This window comes from Sphingobacterium corticibacterium (assembly GCF_004208525.1).
GTDB classification, from domain to species: Bacteria; Bacteroidota; Bacteroidia; order Sphingobacteriales; family Sphingobacteriaceae; genus Sphingobacterium; species Sphingobacterium corticibacterium.
On record NZ_SGIT01000002.1, the window covers coordinates 890,902 to 904,737 of the forward strand.

A 13,836-nucleotide genomic window follows, 5' to 3' on the forward strand; every position below is an offset into this window, starting at 1 on the left:
TCTGTCGTTTACATATTAAAAGGTCATATTCAAACCAAACACCAGTTGCTTGGTCAAAGGATAGGCTAATTCCCCGTTCATTTCCGGATCATATTGTTTGATCAAGTGGCTTTTAGCGACAATCAAAGGGTTTGTAATCGTACCATATATACGTAACTTGCCCAATGAAAGTTTTTCTGCTGCACTTTTAGGTAAGGTGTACCCCAGCGTGATGTTCTTAATTTTAAAGAAGGATCCGTCCACGTAGTTCAGACCTGAAAAGCCAGTCATCGTCGAGGCTGTTGCCTGATATTGCATAACGGGGAAATCATTTGTTGGATTTTCCGGTGTCCAATAGTCAAAATATTCCGGAATTGTTCTGGAAGGGCTGGCATTTGCCGCTAATCCGTTAGGCTGGTACCAACCTAGCATATTGTAATGGATCATTTGCCCCCAACGGAAATACGAATATATCCCTAAGTCTATATTTTTGTATTTGAATGTATTTTGAATACCCAAAGACCAATCTGGAGAATTGCGGCCTAAAATCTGATAATCGTTTGCACTATAGTTATACCTCGAGGTTGCTTCCGTGAGGCTACCATTGTATTGTTGCGCCGTCGCTAAATCCGTATAGTAATAAGCGGTCGATCCGTCTGCATTGGTTTTCATAAATACTCCATCGGCTACTTTCGTCATATCCGGAACATTCACCTTCAGATCACCAGGACGTTTACCAAATACCGCAGCGTCTGCTTCTTCACCTATCTGCCAAACACCGTCCAATTTATAATTACGGAATGAATTGAGCGGTTCTCCGATACTAAGGGTATACACATCATTTATAATATTGTTTGCGACTCCATCGGTCAGCTTTAAAATCCGCTCCCTATTGTATGCAAAAGCCGCTGATGTACTCCATTCAAAATTTTCAGAAACGATGTTACGAGAGTTGACCGTGAATTCGAAACCTCGGTTTTGTGTCTTTGCAATATTGAGGTATGTTTGATATTGGGTACCCGGCATATAAGTACCATAGATAATTGGTGAGGTCAAATTCCAGATGACGCCATCCGTTTTAGTAGCGTAATATTCTATCGCCATGTCGATTCGGTTTTTAAATAACGCGACATCTAAACCAATATTGGTATTATAGGACTTCTCCCACCCCAGAAGCGGATTCGTAATAAATCGGGAATTCCTGTAAATCAGCTGCGTCATACCACCTAACGACATATTCGCATTTTCTAAATTTGCCACGGAGCTGTACGGATCGATTTTTGCAGATCCAGTGACCCCCCAACCTACACGGACCTTCAAATCGTCTAACCAATTTTTTGTCCCGTTCATGAATGATTCTTCGGAAATCCGCCAGCCTACGGATGCTGCTGGGAATGTGTTCCAACGATTCGTTCTGTATAAAGCGGATGCACCATCTCTACGTATAGAGGCAGAGGCTAAGTATTTCCCTAGATACGAGTAGTTCACCCGGCCGATGACACCAAAGGTTTTGGTCATATCGTATGACGAAGTTGCCGTCGTATTGGCATCGCCCATAAACTTATGCCATTGAAAATTATTGGACAGAATATTGCTTTGGAGCATTTCGGTCTCATTATTTTGGTTATCATGCCAAGTGGTTACGCCTGTTAATGTAAAGTCATGATCGTCTGCTATTTGAAAATTATATGTCAGAATATTTTCCCATTGATAACCAATCGAGCGATTCTGATTAATCGACGCTTTTGCGATCCCCGCATTATTATACGTATAGCTTACCGATCCTATCCCATCAAACCTATAGCCATTGGAGTAGGTCAGCCAAGTACCTATTCTGGACAATAACGTCAATCCTTTTAGCGGTTTGATCTCCAGATAAGGGTTTACATATAGTTTAAGATTATTGTCTTTATTCGCATATACACCAGGTTGATAATCCAGCAATAGGTTATATACGTTATTACCCAAATCCGGATTTAAAGAGCCATCTTCCTTATAAAGCTGTACCAGTGGGTCGGTAACTAAAGCATTCTCTAATTTATCTTGTGCCTTATTCCGAATAACGTATGCCGCCTGAAGATCACTACCGATCGAGATCCAATCTCTTATTTTATGGTTTAACCGCATACTCGTCGAAAGCAGATTATAGCCATCTCCTCTATACTGTCCTTCTTCTTTCGTGTAATTAAAAGACAGATATCCGGTCGTTTTTTCATTACCCCCCGATACGCTCAAACTGTAGTTCTGTGTTGCCGCACTCTTTTGTAAAAACTCATCCGTCCAATTAACAAAATTACCTTGCTGAAAAGTGGCATACCGATCCTCCCCAAAGATGATCTCGTCGTCGGCCTCTGACTGCCATAGCGCTCCTTCTGTGGTCCATTTTTGGTTAGCTTCGTCCCAGATGTACTTATAAGCATCTCGCTTAGCTTGTAAATAAGCATCTCCCGTGCGCATTTTAGGCGTAATGGACCAACCATTATGACCATAATAGGTATTCACATCGACATTAAGCTTTCCTGCCTTTCCACTTTTTGTTGTAATGATAATAACGCCGTTTGCTCCAGCAGATCCGTATACCGCTGTGGAAGCTGCGTCCTTCAATATCTCTATCGATTCGATATCATAAGGGTTCAGCGTAGCATAGTCACCTGGCAAGCCATTGATGATAAATAATGGGGCACCGCTAGCGCTAAATGATCGGGAGCCACGTAGCTGCATATCCACCCCTTCTCCAGGTTGTCCGGATGAACGGGTGATATCTAAACCGGCCACTCTTCCTTGCAGGGATTCCATCGGGTTTGGTCCTGGTCTAGCCGTAATTTCCTCGCTTTTCACCGAGACGACGGATCCAGTCAGATCGCGCCTCTTTACAGTACCAAAACCGATGACAACAACTTCATCCAAAGTCGATTCGCCGGTTTCCAGCATGATGTTCAATACCGCATCTTTCGTAACATGTACTGTATTGGAGGCATATCCAACCGCAGAAAAAACAATATCTCCCGGTGCGGCCAGCCGAATGGAGAACCTACCGTTTTGATCGGTAGATGCTTCTGTACCGCCATAACGGACGGTAACCCCAGCGATTGCCTCTCCCTCAGACGACCGCACTTGCCCACTCACATGAATAGATTGTTGTGGATGTTCCGTTGGTGCATGCGCCATACTCGGCATAGGTAGCGTAAAGACCAGGGCCGAAACACATGTCGCATACAAAAAACGCTTTTTTGTAAATCTTAACATAATTGAAATTGTTTATAATCCTTAAGTCAGCCGTTAGATAATATGCTACACTTACGTCTTTTTCTTCTACACAATCCGTACGCTGTATTGCAAAAAAGCACCACCGTATAAAGAAAATAGTTTAACTATCTAGTCCGCTAACTTAAATAAATTGTTTATAACTGCGACTAACAATGCGCTACGCATCATTAGTTCCTTTAACAAAGGAGGAGAAAAAATAATATGAAATATTATATCGCATTACCCTAAATGCATACGATATTAACATAATTCACACTTAGCATTTATCGGAAGATAATAAAAAATCCGAGCACTTTTTTGACATGCTCGGATTGATCTTTAACGTATTTAAATTATCTGAATCTTATTTATTTTTGTATTTTGAAATCCACACTCACGTAGTATCGATTTTGTTGATCCCGAGTAGCCTGATTTACATAAATAGCCCCGTATTTTCCTTCTGGCGTCTGGAAGTATATAATCTGCGTAGCAACCATCCCCCCGGAATTATATTCTACACCGTTTGTCTGTTCCTTATCGATCGTTTGCTTCATTGCTTCCGTTTCAATTCTGCTTGATGACACTAATGTTTGGGTAAAGAACTGCCGTGAATTTGAAGACGACACGGGCGCACTAAACTTGGTCTCACGCTTGGTCCAGCCCGAAACATCGTAATATGGCACTGGATACTCATCCACAGTCAATGCATATAAATTGTAAACCAAAAAAGTAGTGTTACCTGGCCTGCTATCAAATATCGTGTCGATCCCGAAGTCTATCTGGTCGGATACTGCTGCAGCCTCACTATAACTATACGTTTTCCCCGTACTAAGTGACAAAAAGCTCGGGTAGTCTTCGCCCTCAACAGGCGCATATAAGCGTCGGTCGGCGAACAGGTTATAGCTGGGTCTAGCATCTACCGTAATTGAGGTATACCCATCACCTATATACACATTATTCTCGTTCATTGCATAGAAGCGGAAGGTCATTTTGCCGTCGCGTTGCATTTTAAACTTGACGACACCAGAATAGGAACGGCGGTCGCCTTCTGATATCGGTATCGAACGCTGCGACCAGGTTCCAGTACCGTTGGTACTGTCGACCACTACCGACATCATATCCTCTTTAGCAGAAGTAATGGTAAAGTAAATATGCACACTATCTCCATCATTGACGACTGCGTCTTCCACAATCGCATATTCACTGTTATTGTGAAAAGTGACCTTGACATCCTCAAACATCGTAAATATATTCTCCGACTCTTTTTTACAGCCAACAAAGGCCAATAGTATCGCAAAAAGAGGGATCCATCTTGCTGTTTTCATCATCTTTCTTATTATATAGTTTTTTCCATTGGTTCTCATCTCGATATTTAATCATCTAGAGGATCAAAGGTTCCGCCCTCCCATCCAATAGTGGTTTCGATGTTCACACCGCGGCGTACAAAGTCGTTATGAAACGTATAAAAATTGTGGTACTCCGGGATAAACATTGCTCTAAAGTTGGTTTCCTGGGGCCGAGCCACGTGAGGTTGAAAATATTTCAGATAGGTTTCCTCATCATTCAAATCTAGACGATCGCGGAATTGCTCTCCGGTTGTTTCATTAACGACGGTTTGTAATTTGGCGATCGTGTCCCTTCTAGCGTCATTATTAACTCCAAACACCTGTAATTGATAAACTTCCAAAAATTCGCCGCTTAGCTTAGACCAGTTCCGGGTGCGGCGCAGGTCGGCATTACGTTTGTTCTCGAAAGAGAACTCGATCATACGTTCATTAAGTATTAATTCGCGCATTTGCTCTATACTGGCAATCCTACCCAAGCCATAATCGTTACTACCTTGTTCAATATCGGCACGATCACGGATCTGCCGTACCATATCTTTGGCCGTCGCCATATCCCCGGTTTCATTAGCACAATCTGCCAAATTCAACATCACTTCAGCAAAACGCATTTCAATCCAGTCCATACCACTTCCACCTCGTCCATCGTTATACGGAACAGAGGCTTCGGCCAAACCTGGTGTTGTAAACTTTTTACAGTAAACTGCCCAATTCGCACTTTCCAAGTCACCACCATTCGTTGCTCCTTCATAGTTCCACTGACGACGTCCTTCCTTACCACTCAGCTCCCATACACTGCCGTTATAAGCCATGGTCGCCTCAAAACGAGGATCTCGATCTTTCCAGAACAGAATGTTATTGAAGGTATAATTTCCCGGTTCGTCTATACGGTTTCCATCTTTCATCGGATAGGCGCGTAGCAGTTTCACTGTGGGCTGATAGCCGAGAAATGGTGATCCATTCTGGTTTTCTGATCTCGGGCGGGACTTCCGCTCCTCATCATGCCCACGCCGCGCTTCGGTACTGGAATATGGTCGTGAAATCAGGGTTTCCGGATTTGAAGCACCGTCGATTTGAAAAATCATGCTGTATTCCTCTACCAAACGACGTCCTGCGGCCAAACCGATATCATAAGCCTCCTTATTGGCAATAAGCGCCTCCTGCCAGCGTGAAGCATCGTGGGGATGCTTTGGGTCGTCCAGCGGATTAAACTGTGGACTGGCCCAGTACAACAAAGCTTTTCCCTTCAATGCAGCCACCGCTTCGTAGGTTAAACGCCCCCAATCACTCCCACCCCATTTTACATCTTTGAGATACTCCATAGCGTGATTGAGGTCGCTTACGATCTGTTCAAAACAGGCACGGGCGCTAGACCGACCGTCGGTCATTACATTGTCGGGATCCTGCGGCTCCAGTACCAGCGGCACCCCGCCATAAACCTTTACCATTTCAAGATAAACCATCGCCCGCAAGGCATAATACTGTCCCAACATCGGATATTTAACCGCATCGGCAATTGTACTCTCCGGCAAATATTTAATCGCATTGTTACAGCGTGCAATATCCATATAGCGGTTATCCAGATAATTTTGATTATAACTATTCCCTGTATAACGTATGTCGTGATTATTCAATGGAGCCCCCGTTATTCCCAAAGCTTGTGCACCATACGATCCGTTAGATGCCAAAAAATGTTCGTCACTGACCAAGTGGATGTCGAAGCGCGAAGGAATTGTCTGGTAGGGAAACCTAGGAATAATCAATTCGTAAGCTTTATTAAGGTGCATATTCACGGCCCCTTCGGTATTCCACAAGCCTTCAGCATCCAGCCCTCCTCTATCGGGCAGGATAAAAAAATCGTCGTTATTGCAGGAAAGCAGTATGGCAGAAGATAATGCCAACATGAACCCTTTCCGAAACTTTGTATATATTTTCTTTGTCATGTCTCTTCGTATTAATTTTATAAACTAGCACTCAAACCCACTGATATTGTCCGGACGATCGGATAATTATATACCTGGGGACTATATGGATCCTTGTAGCTGAACGGATTGACCAGTGTCCAGAGGTTATTTCCCGTCAGCAATATCCGTGCGTTCGACAAGCCTATACGGCGAGCTGCATTCGCTGGGACGGCATAACTCAACGTCATGTTGTTGATCCTGATCGTTGTGCCATTCAATGCCCAGATATCAGCTGCGTCGTTGATATACGGGTCATCCGATCTCGGATACTTTCCACTCATCGGGTCTTCCGGAGTCCAACGGTCGCGCCAGAAAATCGGCACATTGGTTTCGTAGTTCGGCTTCGTCCGCGCCCGGCTATCCACGAACACCTTTCCACCAAAACGAGCCATGATATTTGTTCTTAAGCTAAAATCTTTGTAACGGACACCAAGATTGATACCTGTTGAGAATACCGGTGTGGTACGATCAAACATAAAGTCTTTATCTAAGTAGTTAATCACACCATCCCCATTGGTATCTTTGTAGATCATCCAGCCCACCTGTGGCACCATACCGTTAATGGTATAGTTGGGATTTTCGGACATAAAGGCGTCCAGTTGCTCCTGTGTACGAAACATCCCGTCTGTTAGATATCCAATGTTACCAGTATTGTATTTCCGAGGATCCACACCGAATTTAGTACCTAACCAATCACCATGCGTACGATCTTTCTCTGTAAACGCATTCGGATTATACATCATCTTGGTTACAACAGAATTCCCCCAGCCGAAGTTCATGCCGGCATTGATACTCCAGTCGTCTGTAATCCGGGTATTGTAACCGATAGAAAACTCCGACCCCCAATTATAGGCCTCCCGGTAGTTTACGGGTGGTGCTATTAGACCCGAATACAGCGGATTCGTTGTAGATACGCCTTGGTCAAATCCGTCAAACACTTTGTTTTGAAAGAACTCCGCACTTAGGTTTAAGCGATTGTTCCACATCGTGGTTTCAATCCCGAAGTTAAACGAACGCTTCTTCTCCCAGGTGATCAGCAAATTGGGATAGTCAGAGGGGTTGAGACCTATACCATAATTTCCGTCACCAAACATATAACCATTGTTGATATCGACTTTATATCGCTCCTGCCACAGACGCTCTGACACACGATCGTCTCCGGTAATTCCCCAGTTCACTTTCAGTTTCAGGTGGTTTACAAAGTCTACATTGTCTTTGAAAAAGTTTTCCTGACTCACGATCCATCCAGCTCCTACACTCGGTGACCAGCCCCAGCGGTCACCTCGAGCAAAGTTGGACGAAGCATCGAGACGCGCCACTACCTGCAAAAGGTACTTCTTTTTATAATCGTAGCTTAGGCGCCCAAACCCGGAGCGTTTACTCGTTTCGCCTATAGAACGGCTCGGACGATCATGGAGGTCAAATGCCCAGTAGTCCATCTGGTTTGGAATCGCCTGGCTTAGCCAACGAACCGACAAATTATCGCTGTTCGATACCGTTTGTTCCGCTCCTACAACCACACCGATGCTATGATCGGCAAAGGTTCCATTATAGTTTAACGTAACAAAACCCTGATAGCCACTATTGTTACCTAAACTCGCATCCAACGTAGAACTTGCTTTAGGAAGCACTTCGGTATATTGATCTCCCGTTGCGACTAAGCTATTGGAGTACAATTCGCCGTTGTTGCCTATACGTTGAAAATTCCACATTCGATAAGGTGGTATATATTGTTCGCCACTGCTGTTCCCACCTCTTTGTGAAATCTGCAGTTTTGCGGAAAAACCTTTCAAGAAGGAAGGGGCCCAGTTCAGGCTGGCATTGATGTTGTAATCCTGCGACTTACTTGTTTGCTGATATCCTGAGTTAATAACGGCTAAAGGATTACTACCCTGACCTTTAATATTCACGGGGAGTCCATCGATATACATCGGAATCCAATCCGGGGTCGCAATCAATTTAGAGTAGAAATCGGCATCGGTCTCATTACCGATCTGGTTTTGGCTTTCCCGAAGATTATGATTGAGGTTAAAAGCTATATCCGCCGTTAACCCTTCAACGATAGTCGTCGTCAAGCCACTGCGCAAAGAATACTTATCATTTTTCATCCCGGCATAGTTCGCGTTCTGATTCTGAAAACTTCCTCCCACGAAAAAGGTCGTACGCTCGCCCCCACCGGAAATATTGAGGTTGTGCCGTTGCATCACTGCCGATTTCCACAGCTGATCATACCAACTTTCCGCATCTAAGCCCCTCAAATAGGCCAAATCAGCTTCCGAAAACATTTCACTTTCTGCCTTATTCCCTACAAATGCACTTTCGTTCAAGAACTGTGCTAATTCATAGGCTGTCAAAAAATCGGGTTTTCGGGCTGCGTCGGTAATTCCGAAGTAACCGTTGTAAGATATACTCGGTTTCCCTTGCTTTCCTCTCTTGGTGGTAACAAGAACTACCCCTTTCGCACCAGCTGCCCCATAGATGGCGGCAGATGCATCTTTTAAGAAAGTGATATTTTCCACCATGGAAGGATCCAGCGCATCGAATACATCACTGGATACGGTAATTCCATCCACAATATAAAGTGGCTCGGATGTTGCGCCGATACTCCCCCCCACTTCACTCGTCGTCGCCCCACGGATATTCAGCGAGATACGCGATCCTGGTCGACCGGAGGCTTCGCTCACGCCTACACCTGCGATTTGGTTTCGTAAGGCCCCGGCAATATTGGGTGCCGGAATATCCATCAGCTCCTCTCCTGTTATCGTCGCCACGGATCCCACAATTTCGGAACGCTTCTGCGTGCCGTATCCTGTAACAACGACTTCTTCAATCGCATCGCTGGATTCCAGTGTGATGGTGATGCTGGTCATTCCACCAACATTGACTTCTTGCACTTTGTAACCAACAAAGCTCACGACCAGCTGTGTATTTCCTTCAGGCGTATTTATCCTAAATACGCCATCTTTATCCGTCTGTACCCCCGACTTTGTTCCTTTTACCAAAACGGTGGCGCCAGCGACTGGGTTGCCATCCTGATCGATAACTTTCCCTGTTATGTTGACAAAACTCTCGATTTTCGTCAACTCTCGAGCAGGTATATCAGCCGCTTCCACTCCGACGAAAGGAGTGACTAGCAAACAAGCCAGCAGCACATTTCGTGTTCCCTTTAGAAAAGCTAAGGGCATATCAGCACGACTCTTCATATACTTCATTTTAAGTTTATTCATTCTAAAAATAGGTTTCATCTTTATTATTCCCCACTCCACTTAGGGTCTCCAACGTGGATCACCGACAGTAAACAACGCTGCATCGACAATCGTCAGATCGCTATTGGCGAAGTTGGTCATATCGGGCGCCGCAAAAACCTGCTCCGATGTCGCTGAATAGCGCACGATACCTGCTGCTGCCAATCCCTGAGTCGCCGAGGTACCCCAGATCGCATCAGACGTAGCGAAGTTATTCGTTGCGGAAACCGAATTCGGCACAAACCGATTAAACGAACGCCCTCCTGCCGTATAGCCAAATAACGTATTGCGAGCGGTAAAGCTACCGATCGTACTTCCTGTCCGTTGCATATCAATAATGAATCGATTACTATGTGGCGCATTGAAGAAGGTAATATTCTCCATTATCATAGTATTCAAATGATTAACCGCCGAATTATTATATCGGACAATCCACTCTGCATTGATAATAGTAGAGTTTGTCAAGCGGATATTGTTTACAGTACCATCCACATGGTCGGGGGCAAGCAGTCCATAATTTCCGATATTCTGGACAATAGAATTGTTGATCACAAAGTCTTCCACGATTTTCGACCCTGCATCTTTTAAACGCACCACACCTCTTTGATCCGATATCCGGCAAGCTTCAAATTCTATTTTTTTTATGGTAGACGCCGGAGATAAATTGAAAGCATAAGTACTTGTCATTTCTCCTGTTATTTCCACATCCTCGAATTTGATCAAGTTAATCTGCGATCCTTCCGCTATGTCAAAAGAAGAAGACATCTGTATACGTGCCTGATTACCGAAGCCCGGTTCGCTCGTTATCGTTACATCACGATCAAGCTTGAAGGTTTCTGTGATCGTATAGGTCATGCCTCTCTTCAATGCAATCGTACTTCCGGCTGGCACCTTATTCAAGGTGTTTTGCAAGATCATTGGGTCACTAGAAGCACGCAAATCGATATAACCTGCCTGTTCCACCGTAGGTTTCGTCGTAAATTCTAACACACCTAATGGTCTGTCATCATGACGAAAGAGTCTCGCTACATAGTTTTTTCCAGATGACAATCCCTCTATTAGTTTGGAGACTATCTTATCGTCTCTTACGTCGAACTCCTGCCTATTCGTGCCCTCAGCTGTTTCCACAACTAAGGTCGTCAGCTCACCGTGTGTCGCCCATCCCAAAATAGCAGCTTCATCCGTGAGGCTCCAGACTTTAATCGGCCGAAACAGGTCGATGGGTTTCAGCTGAAAACTACTAGTGCGTATCCATCCGGAAGACCCAGTTCCTGTACTTGCCACCGTACGTACGCGAGCGAAGTACTGCTGCAATGGCACAATCTCTTCATCGCCTAGAAAAATCCAGGTGGAATCTGTTTCTAAATCAAGCGCATGCTGACTTTCATCGCTAAAGGTTGGGTCTGCGGAGACTTGAATCTGATACGACACGGTTGTTTGACGATCATCGCCTTCCCAAGCGGCCACACCGGGACTCCAACGTAGCACGAGGGAGGTATCGGCATGCACAAGCGTAATCGCACTTCTCATCTCTGTTAAACTCGTTGCAGGCCCGGTCACACTATCCTTGTTGCATGAATAGATCGAAGCTAACACAAGCATCAGAAGCCCTGTTCGGTAAAATGAAATGGCATAGTTTGTAAACTTTTTTAATCTCATCTTTTTAGGTTATTTGTTATTAATTTAAATTACTACTTAGACTCTTATAAAAAATTTATCTATATCTTCCTGTATCGCTATAATCGTATAGCAGAAAGCAATTTTACATTATTTAAAATGTTAATGACTATGCTGTAATTCTCTCAGTTAGTTTATTGCAAAAAACAATCGGTTGCACTTGTTGCACCCTGTCAATATTGTACAGAGTACACATCCATTCTTTCTCCTCTTTTCACAATATCCGTGATACTTCTCCTCCTATTTTTTCTTGGACACTATTTCTATATTAACATAGAACTAAAGAAATATCCCGTACTTAAATATATAATCGCTAGTCGTTGTAACAAAGTTGATAATAAACGTTACATATATATTATAGTGCATTGTCCTTTTATTATAAAATATTATCATAATAGATTTATGTTATGAAATAGAGATGCAAACCATCTGAAATAAAAAAATATAGATGGACACAAGTACTTGCATTTTTGTACCAAACACACTTATATCATAAAAGAAAGGCTGTTGTGTACACAACAGCCTTATTTACCAATACTTATATTATTTTAACAACTATTAATATCCATTGTTCTGATAATAAACTCCTCCGTCTTGAATTGTGTTCAAGAAATTCGTCGGGATCGGTCTCACCTCATGCACGCCATCCATAAAATACGTTCCCACATCAGGATTAGTCGCCATTAAGTTTGATTTACTAAGCTTCTTTGTTCTCTTTAGATCATAGAATCGCACATATTCCCCACAAAGCTCTATCGCTCTTTCATTCAAGACATCATCTACGGTAGCCGTACCTGACAATGGTCTAGCTCCTGCTCTGGTTCTAATTTTATTAATATAACCGGTAGCATTCGCTCCTCCGTTCACATAGATATCCGACTCTGCAGCAATCAAATATACCTCTGACATACGCATCATAAAGGTTGCATTCAGATTCCCATATCGATTGCTTGCCGGGTTATTCTCGTAATAATTACTGCTATTATGCTTTGAAAGCGAAGGATAAAAGGAAAAAAATGGATTTACCACTGCATTTCCATCCGATGAAGGACGGTTTTTCCTTGCGTACTGCATTTTTACAGTTCCGTTATTGACATCATATACATCCTCCAAGTCAACTACCAAATAATTCTGATCTAGCTTTGTTGCTATACGATCGGCATAATCCTCCTCATTCGTATGTACAAATTCAATTGCCCGATCTCCTCGAACCAACTGACTCCCTTCCTGCACATTGTTGCTCCGATCAAAGGTATTTAGGTTTGCTTCTGACCAGGAAAAATTATCGCGGTTGGTGTCCCAATTTGTTTGAAACGATTGATGATAGCGAGGATCTAATGTACCGTCATCCTGTACAAAGAGCTGTAAAAGATGATTTGTCGGCATAAACTGTCCGCCTGAACGTCCACCCCAAGTGGTATATGTGGTTCCTGCCTGCTGTATAGCACCAAAGTCTGTTACCACACAATAAAAAAGCTCGTTATTCATATTCATGTTCCAGGCATTGTTACTTACACCTCCTATAACAAACCGATGTGCCCATAACGCTTCTTTATTATTTTGGTTATTTGCTTCTGCAAACACTTCCTGAAATGTAGGATATAGATAGGTATTGTAAATACCTCCGCCAGCTTCACAATCATCGATCAGCTTTTTCGCGGTTTCGAGAGCCTTGCCGGCGTAACCTTTTGCATTATCATACTGAACCGTTTGCAAATAAGCTCTCGCCAACAAGCCAAGTGCTGATTTTTTCGAAGGCTTTGTAATACCATTATCTACGGGTAGCCATGCAACAGCAAATTCCAGGTCCGGTATAATCACATTTTCATAGACCGCTAATGGAGCTGTTCGCTCTGGACGGGTATCGACATCAGTAACCGGCTCCGTGGTAACGGTAACACCTCCAAATTGTTCAACCAAATTATAATAATACATAGCACGCATGAAATGAGCCTCGGCAACTACAGCATTTCGCTCTTCGTTAGAATTAAACGGCGCGACATCTGCATACCTAATTGCTAGATTACAAGATCCTATGCCATCGTAGCATACATTCCATACATCATTCCCCGTATTAGGAGCAATATTCGCCCCCGCCCCATATTTAAAAAACTGACTCCACGATATCCCATTTTTCTGATAGGTCCATAAATCGGTACCTCCTTCAGTGAACATCATCCATTGATTATAACCATATAATCTTCTTTCCATCCCGAAATAGATATTATTCACCAAGTTTCTATATCCTTGGACAGATGATGTTGCTACCGATTCAATCGTAAATCCGGAAGGATTATATTCTTCTAAGGAACAAGAAGAAAGCAACAACGCTGTGACTAACGCACAACTTGCTTTGTTTTTATATTTATTTATGAATTTCAT

Annotated in this window: 6 protein-coding genes; all 6 read right to left on the reverse strand. The window is 43.4% G+C overall.

Translation table 11 applies throughout. The annotated features are described in order from the left end of the window. Positions 1 to 15 precede the first annotated feature (15 nt). The 6 genes from EWE74_RS12180 to EWE74_RS12205 all read right to left on the reverse strand — a co-directional run bounded on the left by EWE74_RS12180 (position 16) and on the right by EWE74_RS12205 (position 13,836). Positions 16 to 3,225, reverse strand: a complete 3,210-nt coding sequence (locus EWE74_RS12180) for a SusC/RagA family TonB-linked outer membrane protein (protein ID WP_206365218.1) — start codon at positions 3,223 to 3,225, stop codon at positions 16 to 18. A 368-nt stretch (positions 3,226 to 3,593) separates the two neighbouring features. Beyond that, the gene (locus tag EWE74_RS12185; protein ID WP_130141806.1) at positions 3,594 to 4,553 is read right to left on the reverse strand and encodes a hypothetical protein; all 960 of its coding nucleotides are present in this window, start codon (positions 4,551 to 4,553) and stop codon (positions 3,594 to 3,596) included. Between the two features lie 44 nt (positions 4,554 to 4,597). After that, on the reverse strand, positions 4,598 to 6,511 hold the full coding sequence (locus tag EWE74_RS12190) for a RagB/SusD family nutrient uptake outer membrane protein (protein WP_130141807.1): 1,914 nt from the start codon (positions 6,509 to 6,511) through the stop codon (positions 4,598 to 4,600). A 17-nt stretch (positions 6,512 to 6,528) separates the two neighbouring features. Then, complete coding sequence (locus EWE74_RS12195) at positions 6,529 to 9,759, reverse strand: SusC/RagA family TonB-linked outer membrane protein (protein ID WP_165384706.1); 3,231 nt, start codon at positions 9,757 to 9,759, stop codon at positions 6,529 to 6,531. A gap of 39 nt (positions 9,760 to 9,798) precedes the next feature. Then, on the reverse strand, positions 9,799 to 11,436 hold the full coding sequence (locus EWE74_RS12200; RefSeq protein ID WP_130141809.1) for a DUF4957 domain-containing protein: 1,638 nt from the start codon (positions 11,434 to 11,436) through the stop codon (positions 9,799 to 9,801). Positions 11,437 to 12,012: 576 nt separating this feature from the next. Beyond that, positions 12,013 to 13,836, reverse strand: a complete 1,824-nt coding sequence (locus EWE74_RS12205) for a RagB/SusD family nutrient uptake outer membrane protein (protein ID WP_130141810.1) — start codon at positions 13,834 to 13,836, stop codon at positions 12,013 to 12,015.

Coding starts and splice junctions, on each gene's coding strand:
- EWE74_RS12180 (WP_206365218.1), bottom strand. CDS start 3,225: ATGTTAAGATTTACAAAAAAGCGTTTTTTGTATGCGACATGTGTTTCG.
- EWE74_RS12200 (WP_130141809.1), bottom strand. CDS start 11,436: ATGAGATTAAAAAAGTTTACAAACTATGCCATTTCATTTTACCGAACA.
- EWE74_RS12195 (WP_165384706.1), bottom strand. CDS start 9,759: ATGAATAAACTTAAAATGAAGTATATGAAGAGTCGTGCTGATATGCCC.
- EWE74_RS12185 (WP_130141806.1), bottom strand. CDS start 4,553: ATGATGAAAACAGCAAGATGGATCCCTCTTTTTGCGATACTATTGGCC.
- EWE74_RS12190 (WP_130141807.1), bottom strand. CDS start 6,511: ATGACAAAGAAAATATATACAAAGTTTCGGAAAGGGTTCATGTTGGCA.
- EWE74_RS12205 (WP_130141810.1), bottom strand. CDS start 13,836: ATGAAATTCATAAATAAATATAAAAACAAAGCAAGTTGTGCGTTAGTC.